Source organism: Streptomyces sp. NPDC054887 (assembly GCF_053610585.1).
The window spans coordinates 21,852-38,113 of the sequence record NZ_JBSGYQ010000068.1 but is presented as its reverse complement, the minus strand read 5'-3'; the positions used below and the strand labels follow the sequence as shown (position 1 = coordinate 38,113).

The 16,262-nt window shown below is 73.1% G+C and carries 19 protein-coding genes and 1 pseudogene; 5 read left to right on the top strand and 15 right to left on the bottom strand.

Annotation, left to right across the window (positions count from 1 at the left end; genetic code table 11):
- Positions 1–134: 134 nt before the first annotated feature.
- From ACWGH0_RS29055 to ACWGH0_RS29020, 8 genes are read right to left on the bottom strand one after another with little or no spacing between them, the layout of a single operon-like run.
- On the bottom strand, positions 135–434 hold the full coding sequence (locus ACWGH0_RS29055; RefSeq protein WP_452813631.1) for a gas vesicle protein K: 300 nt from the start codon (positions 432–434) through the stop codon (positions 135–137).
- Positions 431–646 (bottom strand): gas vesicle protein, encoded by a 216-nt coding sequence (locus tag ACWGH0_RS29050; RefSeq protein ID WP_453407225.1) that lies wholly within the window; start codon positions 644–646, stop codon positions 431–433. The genes ACWGH0_RS29055 and ACWGH0_RS29050 overlap by 4 nt, the downstream gene beginning before the upstream one ends.
- The gene (locus ACWGH0_RS29045) at positions 643–1,446 is read right to left on the bottom strand and encodes a GvpL/GvpF family gas vesicle protein (protein WP_453407224.1); all 804 of its coding nucleotides are present in this window, start codon (positions 1,444–1,446) and stop codon (positions 643–645) included. Before ACWGH0_RS29045 ends, ACWGH0_RS29050 begins: the two co-directional genes overlap by 4 nt.
- A complete protein-coding gene (locus ACWGH0_RS29040; protein ID WP_453407223.1) occupies positions 1,443–1,811 on the bottom strand; it encodes a gas vesicle protein in 369 nt (122 codons plus the stop codon). The genes ACWGH0_RS29045 and ACWGH0_RS29040 overlap by 4 nt, the downstream gene beginning before the upstream one ends.
- A gap of 40 nt (positions 1,812–1,851) precedes the next feature.
- Complete coding sequence (locus tag ACWGH0_RS29035; RefSeq protein ID WP_453407222.1) at positions 1,852–2,088, bottom strand: gas vesicle protein GvpG; 237 nt, start codon at positions 2,086–2,088, stop codon at positions 1,852–1,854.
- A gap of 6 nt (positions 2,089–2,094) precedes the next feature.
- A complete protein-coding gene (locus ACWGH0_RS29030; RefSeq protein WP_453407221.1) occupies positions 2,095–2,811 on the bottom strand; it encodes a GvpL/GvpF family gas vesicle protein in 717 nt (238 codons plus the stop codon).
- Positions 2,808–3,236, bottom strand: coding sequence for a gas vesicle structural protein GvpA (locus ACWGH0_RS29025; RefSeq protein WP_453407220.1), 429 nt, complete (start codon positions 3,234–3,236; stop codon positions 2,808–2,810). The genes ACWGH0_RS29030 and ACWGH0_RS29025 overlap by 4 nt, the downstream gene beginning before the upstream one ends.
- A gap of 28 nt (positions 3,237–3,264) precedes the next feature.
- Positions 3,265–3,636, bottom strand: coding sequence for a gas vesicle protein GvpO (locus tag ACWGH0_RS29020; RefSeq protein ID WP_453407219.1), 372 nt, complete (start codon positions 3,634–3,636; stop codon positions 3,265–3,267).
- A 91-nt stretch (positions 3,637–3,727) separates the two neighbouring features.
- Between ACWGH0_RS29020 and ACWGH0_RS29015 the strand changes: the two genes are divergently transcribed.
- Positions 3,728–5,200 (top strand): MFS transporter, encoded by a 1,473-nt coding sequence (locus ACWGH0_RS29015; RefSeq protein ID WP_453407218.1) that lies wholly within the window; start codon positions 3,728–3,730, stop codon positions 5,198–5,200.
- Positions 5,201–5,213: 13 nt separating this feature from the next.
- Here ACWGH0_RS29015 and ligD read toward each other — a convergent pair whose 3' ends face one another.
- The 3 genes from ligD to ACWGH0_RS29000 all read right to left on the bottom strand — a co-directional run bounded on the left by ligD (position 5,214) and on the right by ACWGH0_RS29000 (position 9,504).
- On the bottom strand, positions 5,214–6,128 hold the full coding sequence (ligD, locus tag ACWGH0_RS29010; RefSeq protein WP_453407217.1) for a non-homologous end-joining DNA ligase: 915 nt from the start codon (positions 6,126–6,128) through the stop codon (positions 5,214–5,216).
- Between the two features lie 133 nt (positions 6,129–6,261).
- A complete protein-coding gene (locus ACWGH0_RS29005) occupies positions 6,262–8,124 on the bottom strand; it encodes a transketolase (RefSeq protein WP_453407216.1) in 1,863 nt (620 codons plus the stop codon).
- 27 nt (positions 8,125–8,151) lie between these two features.
- Entirely contained in the window at positions 8,152–9,504 is a 1,353-nt protein-coding gene (locus tag ACWGH0_RS29000; RefSeq protein WP_453407215.1) for an NAD(P)/FAD-dependent oxidoreductase, read from the bottom strand.
- Between the two features lie 145 nt (positions 9,505–9,649).
- On the opposite strand from ACWGH0_RS29000, the gene ACWGH0_RS28995 reads away from it, so the two are divergent.
- Positions 9,650–10,612: a TIGR03557 family F420-dependent LLM class oxidoreductase gene (locus ACWGH0_RS28995; RefSeq protein ID WP_453407214.1), complete on the top strand. Its 963-nt coding sequence runs from the start codon at positions 9,650–9,652 to the stop codon at positions 10,610–10,612.
- A gap of 66 nt (positions 10,613–10,678) precedes the next feature.
- Here the strand turns inward: ACWGH0_RS28995 and ACWGH0_RS28990 are convergent, their stop codons facing one another.
- Positions 10,679–11,080 (bottom strand): phage holin family protein, encoded by a 402-nt coding sequence (locus ACWGH0_RS28990; protein ID WP_453407213.1) that lies wholly within the window; start codon positions 11,078–11,080, stop codon positions 10,679–10,681.
- 149 nt (positions 11,081–11,229) lie between these two features.
- Between ACWGH0_RS28990 and ACWGH0_RS28985 the strand changes: the two genes are divergently transcribed.
- Positions 11,230–12,081, top strand: a complete 852-nt coding sequence (locus ACWGH0_RS28985; protein ID WP_453407212.1) for a class I SAM-dependent methyltransferase — start codon at positions 11,230–11,232, stop codon at positions 12,079–12,081.
- Between the two features lie 107 nt (positions 12,082–12,188).
- On the top strand, positions 12,189–12,542 hold the full coding sequence (locus ACWGH0_RS28980; protein ID WP_453407211.1) for a VOC family protein: 354 nt from the start codon (positions 12,189–12,191) through the stop codon (positions 12,540–12,542).
- A gap of 200 nt (positions 12,543–12,742) precedes the next feature.
- Here ACWGH0_RS28980 and ACWGH0_RS28975 read toward each other — a convergent pair whose 3' ends face one another.
- The 3 genes and pseudogenes from ACWGH0_RS28975 to ACWGH0_RS28965 all read right to left on the bottom strand — a co-directional run.
- Positions 12,743–14,716, bottom strand: coding sequence for a DUF5107 domain-containing protein (locus tag ACWGH0_RS28975; RefSeq protein WP_453407210.1), 1,974 nt, complete (start codon positions 14,714–14,716; stop codon positions 12,743–12,745).
- A gap of 122 nt (positions 14,717–14,838) precedes the next feature.
- Positions 14,839–15,381 carry a GNAT family N-acetyltransferase gene (locus ACWGH0_RS28970; protein ID WP_453407209.1) on the bottom strand — a complete coding sequence of 181 codons (543 nt, stop codon included), beginning with the start codon at positions 15,379–15,381 and terminating at the stop codon, positions 14,839–14,841.
- A 31-nt stretch (positions 15,382–15,412) separates the two neighbouring features.
- Positions 15,413–15,732: pseudogene (locus ACWGH0_RS28965) on the bottom strand (peptidase S15); the annotation flags it as partial.
- Between the two features lie 17 nt (positions 15,733–15,749).
- Between ACWGH0_RS28965 and ACWGH0_RS28960 the strand changes: the two are divergent.
- On the top strand, positions 15,750–16,253 hold the full coding sequence (locus ACWGH0_RS28960) for a DinB family protein (RefSeq protein WP_453407208.1): 504 nt from the start codon (positions 15,750–15,752) through the stop codon (positions 16,251–16,253).
- The last annotated feature ends 9 nt before the right edge of the window (positions 16,254–16,262 follow it).

The following is a 16,262-nucleotide window of genomic DNA, read 5'->3' as shown; positions in this document are numbered from 1 at the left end:
GGTGGCTGTTCGCGTTGGTACCTTTGGTATATAAATCGAGATGAGGGGGGCGGCGGCCTTCGGGCCGCCGCCCCTTTTCTCTGCCCCGCGGGTCTTTCCGTGTCTTTCCGTTTCTTTCGCGCGTACCGCTTCTTCTACTCGCCCCTGGGCAGCAGCGGCCCCAGGGGCCCCAGGTCGATGTTGAGGTCCTCGGGTTCGAGCCCGAAGCGGGTGCGCAGGACGTCCATGCGGTCCTCCAGGAGCATCAGCGTCATGCCGATCCGCTCCTCCTGCTCCTCGCTGAGGTCGCCGGTCTCGACCCGCCGCAGGGCCTGGCGCTCCATCAGTTGCCGGAGCAGCTCCACGACCGTCAGGACCAGCTTGACGAGGTCCCGTTCGACGGTGTCGGCGTCCAGCTCGACACGGCGGCGCCCATCGGTGGTCTCGGCGGTCACAGGGACTCCTCCTCCTCGAACGGGGACGGCACGTCGACGTTGACGGAGCTGATGAGCGCGTTGAGGTCCACGCGCACGAGGTCGACGTCGGCGATGCGCAGGGTCAGGTCGCCCGTGATCACGACCCCGCCGGCCAGCAACCGGTCCAGGAGGTCGACGAGGGCGAGCTGGCGCTGCGCGAGCGGGCCGGCGTCGGTGGGCTGCACCGTCATCGGCCCGCCCCTGCCTCTTCGTGCCCGGCCTGCCCGGCCTGCCCGGCGAAGGAGTACGGGGCCCACGGGCCGGTGAGTTCCACCCGTACGCCGCGGTCCTCCGGCGTCAGCCGGCCGACCTCCGCCACGAACTCCTCACCGCGCTCGCGCGGCACCAGGTAGGCCGCGTTGAGGACGTTCTGCCCGCGCGCCTCGGAGAGCCGGGAGTCCTGCGGGCGGTGCAGTACGGCGGCCTGCGCGCGGCCGGAGAGCTCCGCGTGCAGCGAGCGCGAGAGCGCTTCCGCGCGCTCCCACACCCCCTCGCGGGCCTGACGGCTGCTCAGCCGCCGGCGCAGGTAGTCACGGCCGGTGGCGGGCGCGGCGGAGGGCTCGGCCGGCCCGGTCCGCGGGGCCGGTTCCGGCTCGGGTTCGGCGTACACCTTGACGCCCCACTCGACCCGTCCGTCCAGTCGCTCCAGGGTCGTCACGAAGCGGTCGTGGCCCGCTTCGAGGAGCCGCCGCACGCCGCTGTCGTCCAGGCACACCGTGGCGAGGCGCAGCGGGACCGCGCAGGTCACGGCTGTCATGGCACCGATGACCGCTTCGTGGGCGCGGGCGGTGGCGGTGAGCCAGTCGAGGTCCTCCAGGCGCTTCTTGAGCGGCGCCTCCGCGAAGTCCTCGGCCGGCACCGGGCCGACCACGGCGACGAGGTCGCCGTGGTGCAGCAGCCGGGGCGGCTCACCGCCGATCCCGCGCACACCCTCGGGCAGTACGCCGTCGAAGGGCCGGGTGACCGCGTACACGTAACGCAGTTCGTTCATGCCTCGTCCTTGCGCTCTTCGCTTGCGGGCGCCGCCTCCAGGCGCTCCTCCCGGGCGGGCGCCGCCTCCAGGTCGGCGATGCGCCGCTGGAGCCGTTCGTTCTCCTCCGCGAGTTCACGCCGGCGGGCACCGGAGGAGAGCGACGGGTCGTCCTCCCACCAGTCGATGCCCATTTCCTTCGCCTTGTCGACGGAGGCGACGATGAGACGCAGTTTGATGGTGAGGAGTTCGATGTCGAGGAGATTGATCTTGATGTCTCCCGCGATGACGACCCCCTTGTCCAGTACGCGCTCCAGGATGTCGGCGAGATTCGCGCCGCCGCCCTGGGTCCCGTACGGGTCGGGAAGTCTGTTGGGGGTCGTCATCGGCGGCCCCGGCTTCCGCCGTCCGCGCGTTCACGGTTTCTCATGATGCCGGGTTCCTCTTCTCCAGCCGGTCGAGGAGTTCGTCCTCGCGGCGGTCGAATTCGGCCTCGTCGATCTCTCCGGCCTCGAGCCGGCGCTCCAGGGCCGAGAGTTCACGCTGGATGGCCGACGGATCGTAGTACTGCCGTTCCGCCTCCGTGACCACCTGCCGCAGCACCCAGGAGGTGCCGCGGACAGGGGCCAGGGGCAGCAGGAGCAGTTCTCCCAGGAGGCCCATGCGCCGTCACTCCACGAAGCTGTAGGGGGGCAGCGGGCCGTTCACCTGGAGGACGAGGTGGGGGTGCTCCTTGCGCAGCGCGTCCACCGCCTCCACGAAGTCCGCCGTGCGGTCGCGGTCGACGAGGAACGAGACGTTCGCCAGCCAGCCGCTGCTCTCCGGGCCGGGGCAGACGTCTCCCGCCGCGCCTTCCAGGGCTCGCCGCACCAGTTCGCCGTCGCGCTTCTCGCGCTCCTGCACGGCCGCGACGACACGTTCTCCGAGCCGGAGCTTCTGCTCGTACGTGCCGCCGCCGGCCGCCCGGTTGGCCTCGTTGAGGGCGCGCAGCTCGGCGTCGTCGGCCAGTACCTGGTGCAGGACGGCCTCCTCGTCGTGCGAGGCCTTGACGTTGTACTCGACCTTGTTGTCGAGCGCGTCGAGCCGCTCCAGGTAGTGCTTCTCCCGCTCGGCGAGGACGCTGCGCACCGACTCGTCGTCGGTGGACAGGCTGCCGAAGCGCATCGGCAGCACCGAGCCCACGGCGCCCGCCTCCGCCAGCACCGTCTGGTGCGCGAGCAGGTCGCGGCGCTTGGGCCTGAGGTCCTCGGGTGCGTCGCTGACCAGGGCGGTCAGTTCGCCGGTCCGCAGGGCGCGTACGGGCATCGGCGGGTCGCCGACCCCGTTCGTCGGCTCGGGCAGTTCGGGGTGGTCACCGCGTGCGATGCCGTAGACGTACGTACTCACTCCTGCTCCTCCTTCCGGCGGGACGTGCCGCGCCGGCTGCTCGTCCGCGACTCGGCCTTCTCCTCGTCACCGCCGCGGGCCTGCTGGAACGCGCCCGAGATGGTTTCGGCGGCGCCGGACAGCGCCCCCTTGGACTTGCCCCGGGCGCCGGACTCGGTGACCTCGCCGACGATCTCGGGGAGGCCGGGGCTCTTCTTGGCACCGGTTTCGAGGTCGAGGCGGTTGCACGCCTCGGCGAAGCGCAGGTACGTGTCGACGCTCGCCACCACGACACGGATGTCGATCTTGAGGATCTCGATGCCGACCAGGGAGACGCGTACGAACGCGTCGATGACGAGCCCCCGGTCGAGGACGAGCTCCAGAACGTCGTAGAGGCCGCTGGTACCGCCGCCGCCTCCGCCTTGCTGTGCCGGGACTACTGTCATGCCGACCGGCCCTCCTTAGTGTGGGTGTCTATGAACGGTCCGCCCTGCCGCGCTCGTAGCGGTTCACGCGCCGGTAGCCGGTGAGCGCTCCATGGGCGTCGAGCGTGACTTCGTACGACGCCAGGAGGCTCATGGTGTCGGGGACGCGGGCCAGTTCGAGAACCTCGACCCTCAACGTCCAGCCGTCGTCCTCCGTGCGTTCGAAGGAAGAGACCGACTCGGCCTCCATGCCGGTGAGTTCCGCCAGTTGTGCCCGCGCTCCGCGCAGTACTTCCATCGGGCCCGGCAGGGCTTCCGTCTTCTTCTGTGTCCTGCTCTGCGAACTCTCGTCGTTCTTCGGTTCGTTGTCGGATGCATCGGACGTTTCGGGCTTTCCGGATGTACCGGATGTATTTGCCATTGCAGCCTCCGTCTTCGGGTATCCCGTGACTCCGGGTCCAAACTCCCGGACGTCTCAGCGTTGTTCGATTCTGTGCGGGTACCCGCGTGTGATGACATCAACGGACACCGGGGTGATTCGCACCCGCATTCCGGCGAGGCTGGACCGCCTCCCGTGGTCGCCGTGGCACTGGCGGATCGTCATCGGCCTCGGCACGGTATGGGTCCTCGACGGACTCGAAGTGACCATCGTCGGCAACATCGTGGGCCGCCTCGCCGAGGAAGGCAGCGGCATCGACATCACCACCGCCCAGGTGACCACATGGGCTGCTGCCCTCTATGTCGCCGGGGCATGCGTGGGCGCGCTCTTCTTCGGCCGGCTCACCGACGTCTACGGCCGCAAGAAGCTGTTCATGATCACGCTGGCCGTGTACCTCGCGGCGACGGCGGCGACCGCGTTCTCCGAGACGGCGTGGTTCTTCTTCGTCTGCCGGTTCTTCACCGGTTTCGGCATCGGCGGCGAGTACGCGGCGATCAACTCGGCCATCGACGAGCTGATCCCGGGCCGGCTGCGCGGCCGTATCGACCTCATCATCAACGGCACGTTCTGGGCCGGCGCGGCGCTCGGCGCGCTCGCGTCCGTCGCCCTGCTGGACACGGACCTGTTCGCCAAGGACCTGGGCTGGCGGCTCGCGTTCGCCACGGGTGTGGTGCTGGGGCTCGGGATCCTGCTCGTACGCCGGCACGTGCCCGAGAGCCCGCGCTGGCTGTTCATCCGCGGCCGGGTGGAGGAGGCGGACCGGATCGTCGACGAGGTGGAGGAGCAGGTCGCCCGGGAGACCGGGAAGCGGCTCCCCGTGCCGGACGAGGAGATCGCGATCCGGCAGCGGAAGTCGATCGGGTTCGGCACCATCGTGCGCACGGTCCTCGCCCAGTACCGGGGGCGCACCGCGCTGGGCCTGTCGCTCTTCGTCGGACAGGCGTTCCTCTACAACTCGATCACCTTCGGTTACGCCGTCATCCTGACCGAGTTCTTCGACGTGCCGGTCGGCTCGACGGCGTACTACTTCGCGGTGATCGCGGTCGGCAACCTGCTCGGCCCGCTGGTCCTCGGCCACTTCTTCGACAGCGTCGGGCGCGTGCCCATGATCGCCGGGACGTACATCGCGTCGGGGCTGCTGCTGTTCGGCACGGCGTACCTCTTCCAGCAGGGCGCCCTTTCGGCCGTGACGCTCACCGCCTGCTGGTGCGCGGTGCTGTTCTTCGCCTCCGCCGGGGCCAGTTCGGCCTATCTGACGGTCAGTGAGGTCTTCCCGCTGGAGACGCGCGCGATGTGCATCTCCTTCTTCTACGCCGTCGGCACCGCCCTCGGCGGCATCACCGGGCCGCTGCTCTTCAACGGCCTGGTGAGCAGCGGGGAGCGGGCCGACACGACGCAGGCGTTCTGCGTCGGCGCGGCGCTGATGGTGGCCGCGGGGCTGGTCGAGTCGGTGCTGGGCGTGCGCAGCGAGCGCAGGAGCCTGGAGTCGATCGCCGCGCCGCTCAGCGCGGTGAAGGAAGACGACCCGGCGGGCCGGACCGCCTGAACGCCGGGCCCGGTCAGCGCAGGGCGCTCAGGCGCCCGCGCGCCGGGCCCAGCGCGCGGCCCCTGGCCGTGACGCCCGACCAGGGGTTCGCGCGGGCCTGCTCCAGTACGCCGCCGGGGTCCTTCAACGACCAGGTGCGGGCGGCGAGTTCCTTGTCGTCGAGCTGCTCCCAGGAGATGGGGGCGGCGACCGGAGCACCTGCGCCGGCGCGCACCGACCAGGGCGCGACGGCCGTCTGTGCGTACGCGTTGCGTCCGATGTCCAGGAAGAGCCGGCCGCCGCGCGCGGCCTTGCGCACGGCCGTCGTGAGCTCGTCGGGGCGGCGCTCGGCCAGCGTACGGGCGACCTCGGCGGCGAAGGAGCGCGCGTCGTCGAACGTGGTGTTCCCGTCGAGGGGCACGATCACGTGCAGGCCCTTGGAACCGGTGGTCATGAGCGTGGACGGCAGCCGCAGCTGGTCGAGGAGCTCACCGAGCCGGTACGCCGCCTCCCGCACGGCGGGGAAGTCGTCCGCCGGCGGGTCCAGGTCGAAGACCAGCCGGTCCGGCCGGTCGACGCGGCCGGCCCGGGAGAGCCAGCGGTGGAACGTCAGGCACGCCTGGTCGGCCAGGAAGACGAGCGTGGCGCTGTTGTCGCACACGGTGTGCGTCACGGTGCCGCCCTCCTTGGGGACACGGACCCGGCGCACCCAGTCGGGGTAGTGCCCGGGCGTGTCCTTCTGCATGAAGCGCGGGCCGTCCGTCCCGTCGGGCCGGCGGTCCAGCATCAGGGGCCGGTCGCGGAGCTGCGGCACCATGTGGGCGGCCACCCGCCGGTAGTAGTCCGCGAGTTGGGCCTTGGTGACGCCGCAGTCGGGGAAGAGCACCTTTCCGGGGCGGTGGACGGTCACCGTGCGGTGTCCGGCCCTGACGGTCGTGGTGTCGCTCATCGTCCCTCTCCCGGGCTCGTTCCTGCCTCGTGCGCGGCGTACGGAAGCGGGCCCCCCCCCCGGGGGCCCCCCACGGCGCGGGGAGGGTGGCGGGATGTTCAGGGCATCCCGCCACCCACTCCCCGCCGCGCTCTCACCGTACGATCACCTTCTCCGCCAGGAGCTGCACGGCGGCCGCGATCGAGTCGGCGTCGATCCCGGCGTCTCCCAGCTGCTCCCGCTCGGTGGCCGAGCCGGGCATGTTCCCGACGGCCAGGCGGACCAGCCGGGGCGCCGGGCGGCCGTCGGAGAACACCGAGGCGACCGCGTCGCCCAGGCCGCCCTCGGGGTGGTGGTCCTCCACCGTCACCAGGCAGCCGGTGCGTTCCGCCGCCTCCTGCACGGCGGCCTCGTCGACGGGCTTGACCGAGTACAGGTCGACGACCCGCACGGGCAGGCCGTCCGCCGCGAGCAGGTCCGCCGCGCGCAGGGCCTCGTGGACCGTCACCCCGGCGGCGAGGAGGGTGAGTTTGTCGTCGTCACCGGAGCGCAGCAGCTTGCTGCCGCCGATCGGGAACTCTTCGTCCGGCCCGTAGATGACGGGCATCGCGCCCCGGCTGGTGCGCAGGTAGCGCACCCCTCGGCTGTGCGCGTCGCCCTCCGCCATCGCGGCGACGAGCCGGGCGGTCTGGTTGGCGTCGCACGGGTACAGGACGGTGCTGCCGTGCACGGCGCGGAAGAGCGCGAGGTCTTCGAGCCCCATCTGCGAGGGGCCGTCCTCGCCGATGGCGACCCCGGCGTGCGAGCCGGCCAGGTTGATGCCGGCCCTGCTGACCGCCGCCATGCGGACGAAGTCGTGCGCGCGGCTCAGGAACGCCGCGAAGGACGAGGCGTACGGGACGTAACCCCGTGTCTGCATGCCGACGGCCGCCGCGACCAGTTGCTGCTCCGCGATGTAGCACTCGAAGAACCGGTCGGGGTGCTCCTTGGCGAAGAACTGCGACCGGGTGGAGTCGCTCACCTCGCCGTCGAGGGCCACGACGTCGCCGCGTGCGGTTCCGAGCGCGGCGAGCGCCTCGCCGTAGGCGTTGCGCGTGGCGACCTCGTCGCCCTTCTCGTAGCGCGGCAGCTGCGGCTCGCCCTGGCGCGCGCCGAGCAGGGCGGAGACGGGCGCGGCGGCCGGCTTGCGCACCTCCACCTGGACGAAGTGCGGCCCGCCGAGCTCCTCGATGGCGCTTCCGGCGTCCTTCAGGGGCTTGCCGTGCATGCCCTCCTTGTCCTCCACGGCCGCGACGCCGCGCCCCTTGCGGGTACGGGCGATCACCGCGGTGGGCCGGCCCGTGGTCGACCGCGCCTCGTCGTAGGCGGCGTCGACCGCGTCCACGTCGTGGCCGTCCACCTCGACGGTGTGCCAGCCGAACGCGTGCAGCCGGCGGCTGTAGGCCCCCAGGTCCCACTCGTGGCGGGTGGGACCGCGCTGGCCGAGCCGGTTGACGTCGATGACCAGGGTGAGGTTGTCGAGGTGTTCGTGGGCCGCGTGCTCGACGGCCTCCCACACCGATCCCTCCGCCATCTCGCTGTCGCCGCTCAGCACCCACACGCGGTACGGAGCACGGTCCAGCCGCTTGCCCGCCAGTGCCACGCCGACACCGACCGGCAGCCCCTGCCCGAGCGAACCCGTGGCCACGTCCACCCACGGGAGCCTGGGCGTGGGGTGGCCTTCGAGGCGGCTGCCGCGCCGCCGGTAGGTCAGCAGTTCCTCGTCGTCGACGACGCCGACCGCCCGGTACATGGCGTACAACAGCGGCGAGGCGTGGCCCTTCGAGAGGATCAGCCGGTCGTTGCCCGGATGGTCGGGCCTGTCGAAGTCGTAGCGCAGATGGCCGCCGAGGAGGACGGCCGCGAGGTCGGCCGCCGACATCGACGACGTCGGATGCCCCGACTGCGCGGCGTCGGCGGCCCGTACCGCGTCCACCCTGAGCTGCTGTCCGAGCCGGCTGAACTGTTCGCTGTCCATGTCACTCCCTGTGGTCGCTCCCTGCGGTCACCCGTCGGGTTCACTCTGCTCCGGCCGGCCCGGCCCGGCCGGGACCCTGGCCAGTTCCGGTGACGCCGTGTCGAGCGGCACCGACCAGGACCTGACGAGACCCAGCTGCACGGCCTGGCGCGGCAGTACGGCGTCGAGCATCCAGTCGGCGGCGACCCGCACCCGGTTGCCCGGCATGGCGGCGAGGTGGTAGCCGCGCGTGACGGCGCCCGCGACCGGGCCGGACAGCGGTACGCCGAGCGGGTTGGCGGCGGCCTTGACGCCGCCGAGGTCGACGACGAATCCGAGGTCGTTGTGCTTGTAGGGCCGCGCCTCCCCGTGGCCGAGGGAGGCGGCGACGTTGCGGGCGGTCGTCTTCCCCTGCCGGGCCGCGTGCTGCGCGGTCATCGGGGTGAACTGCCCCGGCCGGGTCAGGTCGGGCACGGCCGCCGCGTCGCCGCAGGCGAAGACCTCCGGGTGGCCCGGCACGTCGAGGGTCGGCTCGACGAGCAGGCGTCCGCGTTCGACGGGCAGGCCGACCTCGGAGACCAGCGGGTCTGGGCGTACGCCGACACACCAGACCACGGTCCGGGTGCCGACGAACTCCCCGTCGTCCAGGAGGACCCCTTCACGGGTGGCCTCCTTCACGGAGGTCCCCGTCCGTACGTCGACCCCGCGCCCGCGCAGCACCTTGTCGGCCGTGTCCGACAGGCGGCGGTCGAGTTCGGGCAGGACGCGCGGCGCGATGTCCAGGAGCATCCAGCGCGGCCTGTGCCCGGCGTGGCGCCAGGCGCGCTGCTTGCGGACGAGGGCGTCGGTGAGCATCTGGCCCTGGGCGGCGACCTCGGTGCCGGTGTAGCCGGCGCCGACGACGACGAAGGTGCAGCGCGCGGCGCACTCGTCCGGGTCGCCGGCGGCGGCGGCCAGTTCGATCTGCCGGGTCACGTGGTCCCGCAGGTACAGCGCCTCCGGCAGGCCGCGGAAGCCGTGGGCGTGCTCGGCGACACCGGGGACCGGCAGGAGCTTGTTGACGCTGCCGACGGCCAGCACCAGCCGGTCGTACTCCAGCTCGCCCTTGTCGTCCTCGGGGCCGGTGTAGTGCACCCGGCGGGCCGCGAGGTCGATGTGGTCCGCCTCGCCGAGCACCAGCCGTACGCGGGGCAGCGTCCCGGGCAGCGAGACGGTCACCCGGCGCGGTTCCAGGATGCCGGCGGCGACCTGTGGCAGGAGGGGCAGGTAGAGGAAGTAGTCGGTGGGGTTGAGCAGGACGATCTCGGCGTTGTCCCTGAGCTGCCGGGAAAGGGACTTCGCGGCCTGGTGGCCGGCGAAGCCCGCTCCGACGACGACGACGCGGGGACGGTTTCGGGTCACTGCGTTCACCTCGTGGGCGGGGCGCTTGGGGTGGACCTTCCCGGTGCCCCCGTCCCCGGGGGCCAAACACCGCGCCGCGTGTGTTTCCCGGCGTACGCGGTGGTTACCCGCCGTTCAGCAACCACTCGCCCGGGAGGCACCCCCCATGACCGAGTACGGATACTTCCTGTCCACCGAGGAGTTCGGGCCCGCCGCACTCGTGGAGCAGGCGCGGATGGCCGAGCAGGCCGGCTTCCAGGCGTTGTGGATCTCCGACCACTACCACCCGTGGAACGAGGCGCAGGGCCAGAGCCCCTTCGTCTGGTCGGTGATCGGCGCGCTGTCCGAGGCCGTCTCGCTGCCCGTGCAGACCGCGGTCACCTGTCCGACCGTACGGATGCACCCGGCCGTGGTCGCGCAGGCGGCGGCCACGGCGGCCGTACAGCTCGGCGACGGCCGGTTCCGGCTCGGCGTGGGCAGCGGCGAGGCGCTCAACGAGCACATCCTGGGCGGCGCGTGGCCCAGCGCGCGGGTGCGTCTGGAGATGCTGGAGGAGGCCGTGCTGCTGATCCGCAACCTCTTCGACGGCAACGAGGTCAGCCACGAGGGCAAGCACTACACGGTGGAGAACGCGCGGCTCTACACCGTGCCGGAGGAGCATGTGCCCATCGACGTCTCCGCGTTCGGCCCCAAGGCCATGTCACTGGCGTCGCGCGTCGGCGACGGCCTGATCACCATGGCCCCGGACGAGCAGGCGGTGAAGCGCTTCCGGGACGGCGGCCGGGGCGGCGGGATGGTGAGCGGCGGCACGAAGGTCTGTTACGGTCCGGACCGCGACGAGGCCGTCCGCACGGTCCACCGGCTGTGGCCGAGCGACCAGCTCCCCGGCGAGCTGGGCCAGGTGCTGCCGTCGCCGCGCCACTTCGAGCAGGCGTCGACCCTGGTCACCGAGGACATGGTCGCCGCGAACGTGGTCTGCGGCGACGACGTCGACGCGCACGTGCGCGGGCTGCTGGCCTACGCCGACGCGGGGTTCGACCGGGCGTACGTGAACCAGATCGGCCCGGACCAGCGCGGGTTCTTCGACTTCTACCGCACGAAGGTGCTGCCGCAGGTCCTGGGGACGTGACCGGGGGCCGCCGGAGCCGCGGTCGCCCGCCGCCCCGGCGACCGGCCCGCGGCTGCTTCCGGTGCGTCAGGCGCGAGGGGCGGGCGGTGTGCCGGCGTCCGGCGCGGGGGTCGCCGGGGGCGCCTGCGGAACGGGCGGGGCGCTGGGCGGCGTGACGGGTGGCACGGGCGGGGCGCCGAGTCCGGCGTCGTGGACGCCGGCGCCGGGGCGTGCGGCCTGCTGCTTGAGCACGACGGCGAGACCGGCCAGCAGGACGCCGGCGATCAGCGCGGCCGCCCACGCGGGCAGGGCGGTGTCGAGTGCGAGCACGAGGAACGCCGTGACGGCGGCGCCCGCGTACAGGGCGGCGGCGCCGGCGGCGGTGTAGAGGCGGGCGGTGCGGCGCTGTTTCCTGGTCTGCTCGCGCAGTTCGTCCTTGAGGGTGTCGCGGACGACCTGTGCCATCTGTTCCGACAGGTTCGTATCCATGGCAGGTCGCGTACCCGCCCCTCCGCCCCGTACGCGCGTCTCACACTTCAAGATTCGCATCTCATATTCCGGGTGGTCGGCGTACCGTACGGCGTACCGCGTCCGGACCCGGGCGCCGGACGGAGACCTCACGGAGAAGGGGTACGCCCATGCCCGAGACGCCCACGCCCGACACCCCGGCGCCCGGGGAGACGCCCGGGGAGACGGCCGTCTACACCCACGGCCACCACGAGTCGGTGCTGCGCTCGCACCGCTGGCGCACGGCCGCCAACTCCGCGGCGTACCTCCTGGCGGACCTGCGGCCGGGTCTTGACGTCCTGGACGTGGGCTGCGGGCCCGGCACCATCACGGCGGACCTGGCGGCACTGGTCGCCCCCGGCCGGGTGACGGCGGTCGACGCGGCGCCGGACGTGCTCGGGCAGGCGCGCGAGGCGGTGGCGGAACGCGGCCTGGACAACGTGCGGTTCGCGGTGGCGGACGTCCACGCGCTGGACTTCCCCGACGACTCCTTCGACGTCGTCCACGCCCACCAGGTGCTCCAGCACGTCGGCGACCCGGTACGGGCCCTGCGCGAGATGCGCCGTGTGTGCCGCCCCGGCGGCGTCGTCGCGGCGCGCGACAGCGACTACGCCGCGATGACGTGGTTCCCGCATTCGGCGCCGATGGACGACTGGCAGCGGCTGTACGGCCGGGTCGCGCGCGCGAACGGCGGCGAACCGGACGCGGGGCGCAGACTCCTGTCCTGGGCACAGCGGGCCGGCTTCACCGACGTTCGGCCTTCGGCGGCCGTGTGGTGTTTCGCGACGCCGAAGGAGCGGGCGTGGTGGAGCGGCCTGTGGGCGGACCGCACGACGGACTCCGGGTACGCCGAACTGGCGGTGGGCGGCGGCCACACGACACGGGACGGCCTCGCGGCGGTCGCGCGGGCCTGGCGGGAGTGGGGCGCGCGGGAGGACGCGTGGTTCATGGTGCCGCACGGGGAGATCCTGTGCCGGGCGTGATGCCGCCGCGCTACCCCAGCCCCTGATCGCCTGCCCCGTCCCGGCGCCCGGGCGGGGCCCCGGCATACCCCCGCCCGGCCGGCACGGGAGCAACTACGCTGGCCCTCATGGAGATCCTGGGAACCACGCTGCGCATCTGCGTCGACGACCTGGAGGCCACGGTGGCCTTCTACGAACGCCTCACCGGAAGCCGCGCGCTGCGCTTCGAGCGCGGCGGGGTCTCCGTCGCGGCCATCGGCTGCTTCCTGCTGATGAGCGGCCCCGAGTCGGAACTCGAAGTCCTGCGCAAGGTGTCGGCCACCATCGCCGTCAAGGACGTGGAGGAGGCGGGCGCCGCCCTGGCCGGGGCGGGCGCGCGCATCATCGCGGGCCCGGTCCCCACCCCCGTCGGCCGCAACCTGATCGCCGCGCACCCGGACGGCTCGGTCTTCGAGTACGCCGACCGGCGAGCGATCGTCTAGGACCGGTCCGACGCGCTCGCCGGGCGCACCCCACCGGACGCGTCCCGCCCGGCGCGCACGCCCCCCGCACTGCCGCAGACGTCCAAGTGGGCCTGGTACGGGGGCGATCCACCGCCTCGCGATGGCACGCGCCGGCGCCCGCCCGGCTCGCTCCGGGGGGCGGCGGGCGGCGGCGTGTACCGGAGGCGGCCCGGGCCTCCCTACCGCACCGGCGGCCGCATGCGGTACTCGTACGCGTCGGGCAGCGGATCGTCGCCGGTCCGCGCCCACACCTCGCCCAGCACCTCGTCGCCCTCGCGCAGGTCCGGCACCTCGAACCCGGCGTCGAAGAGGGCCCGGGCGCCCGCCGCGTCCCCCTCGGCGACCAGGAGCTGCGCCTCGACGAGCCGGAAGCGGCCGCCGGCGCGCACAGCGGCGGGCAGCTCCTCCCACACCGCGCGGGCCGCGTCCGTACGCCCGGCAGCGAGCAGGGCGGCGATCGCCTCGCGTCCCAGGGCGGCCGTCGCCGCCGTCCACGCCTCGCCGCCGCCCCGCTCCCGGCACAGGTCCTCGAACGCCTCGGCGTAGTGGTCGGCGCCCCGCCCCGGGTTGCCCGCGTCGAGGTCCGCGACCGCGAGGCAGCGCAGCAACGGCCAGCGGGAGTGAGCCACTTGGAGGCCGCGCTCCCAGCTGCGCACGGCCTGCGCCACATCACCCGCGTGCCACTGGGCGACGCCCAGGTGGTACTCGGTGAGCGGATCGGCCGGCGCCGTCTCCAGCATGTCCCGCCAGTGCTGCGCGACCAGGGACGGGCCGGGCGGCGCCGCCGCCCCGTCCGGCGCCGGGTACGTGCCACTGCGCAGCAACTCCACCCAGGGTGCCTGCTGGCCGCCGAGGGTCGCCTCGCCGAAGGGTGTGCCCGGGAGCTTGAACCCGGCGCGCAGCACCTCCAGGGCGCCCCACCCGGACCCGGTGGCGAGCGACCGGCCCGGCTCGTGATCGGCGTACGGCCGCCACGCCTCGTACGCCGCGTCCACCCGCGCCCGGGGCAGCGCGTCCTCCAGACGGGCGCCGGCCTCCGCGCGCGCCGCCGCCCAGTCCTCGCCGTGCACGGCCTCCGGGTCGGCGGACAGCGGGCCGTACGCCTCGAGCCAGCTGAACTCGGCCCCCGCCTCCAGCGGCACGTGCTCCAGCTGCGTACGGGCGAGGCCGGCCTGGATCTCGGCGTAGCCGGGGGTGCCGGGCTCGGTCAGCCACTGCTGCCAGCGCCGTCCGCCCCGCCCCGCGCCCCACAGGAACAGCTTGCGTCCGCGCAGCCCGTCGGTCGAGGTCTGCACGAGACCCCGCCCGTCGGCGCCGAGCGAGGCGATCCACTTGCGGGCCTCTTCGGGCACCTCGTAGAAGTAGTCGGCGGGGTACTCGCCGCGCAGCGGGTACGTGCGGTCGACGCCGTCGTGCCGCGGCACGGGCACCCGCCGCAGCCGGCGCTCGTACCCGAAGTGCCACGCCTCCTCCGCCGGGGCGAGCACCCGGGTCCCCTCGTCCTCCGGGACCGCGATGTTCGACCACCAGTACGTGGGGACGGTCTGCTCGTGCGGGTTGCGTATCCGTACGCCGACGTACAGGAAGTCGGAGTCGGCCGGCAGCCACAGGTCCACCTGGAACGGCAGGTCGCGCAGCCGCTCCCACTCCCACAGCCGGACCATGTCGCCGCCGTCGGGGGCGGGGACGATCGCGGCGTGCAGCGGGGCGCAGGACAGTGTCGTGTGTCCGGTGGCGCCGATGTTCCACTCCAGTCCGCCGGAGAACCAGGCCCCGTTGATGGCGAAGTCGGCGGGCTGGAGCACCGGGTTGCGGTAGAGGAGTTCACGGCCGGTCGGCTTGTGGAACAGCGAGTGCACCCGGCCGCCGAGCCCCGGCAGCACGGTCGCCCGCAGCCGGTCGTTCTCGATGACGATCGTGTCGAGGTCCGTCGGCGTGCGTTCGCGTCCGTACCCGTCCAGGACACGCACCGGCAGCAGGGTGCGCAGCGGCTCGTGGCCGACCTGGCGGGCCATGTCGCGCGGGAGCGCGGCGCGCGAGCGCTCGTCGACGACGTGCTGCTCGTCGAGCGGGCGGAGTCCCGGCAGCGGGTTCTCCGGCCCCAAGGGGGCGGCGGGCAGGGTCAGTACGGCACGTCGCACGGTCGTGGCCAAGGCAGCCTCACTCCCTCACAGGGGCCGCCGTCCACCGGCGCCCCGGCCACCATCCGAACACGTCGGGTGCCTTCGTGACCAGGGGGTCCCGGGTCACGGCCGTGGCCGCCGCCCGGCCTTCCTCAGCGCCGCATCTCCGCGGTGAGCGCCCACCGCTCGTGGTCGCGCCAGGCGCCGTCGACGTATATGAAGTCGGGTGAGAAGCCCTCCAGCCGGAAGCCGGCCCTGCGGACGAGCGCGAGGGACGCCGCGTTGCCGGGCTGGATGTTGGCCTCCAGCCGGTGCAGGCCCAGCGGGCCGAAGGCGCGGTCGACGACCAGGCCGAGGCCCTCGCTCATCAGGCCCCGGCCCGCCGCGTGCGCGAACGCGCCGTAGCCCAGCGCCCCGCAGAGGAAGCCGCCCCCGACGATGTTGTTGATGTTGATGAAGCCGGCGATGGCCCCGTGGGGCCGCTCGCACACCAGGTAGCCCACCCGCGTCGGGTTGTCGATGAGCGGACCCGCGTAGGCGGCGTACGCGGCGGGCTGGTCCGGCGGGAAGAGCCAGGGGTGGTGCAGGCCCTTGCTCTCGCGCGCCCGCGCGGTGAACTCCTCGGCGTCGGCCGGGCCGAAGTGGCGCAGGGCCACACGCGGCCCCTCGGCAAGGTGGACGGTTCTGTCGGACATGCGGCCAGATTACGTCCGCCCGCTCCCGCGGCGCCCGCCGAGCGGTCCGGGAGTACGCCAGGTCGTGCCGGGTGACCAGGGGCAGGAGGGCGTCCAGGCGGTGGTCGCCGGCGGCCGTGCCGAGCCGGATCGTGCCGCCGAACGAACCGCCGATCATCCCGACCCGCGGAGCGCCCGCACCGTCCTCGACGACGTAGTCGGCGCGCGTGCCGTCGTCGGCCGCGCGGGTGCCGACCGGGCGCGACGCGGCCCGGCCGTCGATCCGCGGGTCGTTGAGGGAGATCGGGCAGTCGGGCCCGAGCCGAGGCCGGAGTGGGCGAGTGCGACGTCGCCGCGTGTTGTCAGACCCCGCTGTTACGTTCGGGAGCATGACGATCAGAAGCGTGCCGTTCACCGGCGGCGAGAAGGAGAGCCTGCGGGCGGCCCTCGACCGGCACCGCGACGCGGTGCTGTGGAAGCTCGACGGTCTCGACGAGGAGCAGGCGCGCCGTCCCATGACCCCGTCGGGGACCAGCCTGCTCGGCCTGGTGAAGCACCTGGCGAGCGTCGAGTACGGCTGGTTCTGCACCACGTTCGGCCGTCCGGGCGAGCCACTGTGGTTCGACCCGTTCAAGGGCGAGGACATGGTGGTGGCGGACGGCGAGTCGACAGCGGACATCGTGGCGTTCTACGGCCGGGCGCGCGCCGCCGCCGACCGGGCCGTCGACGAACTCGGCCTGGACACGCCGGGCACGTCCTGGTCGGGCAACACGGTGTCGCTGCGCTGGGTGCTCATCCACATGCTGGAGGACACCGTGCGGCACGCGGGCCACATGGACATCCTGCGCGAGCTGATCGACGGAGCGACGGGCGACCACCCGCCGCAGGCCTGACCGGTCCCG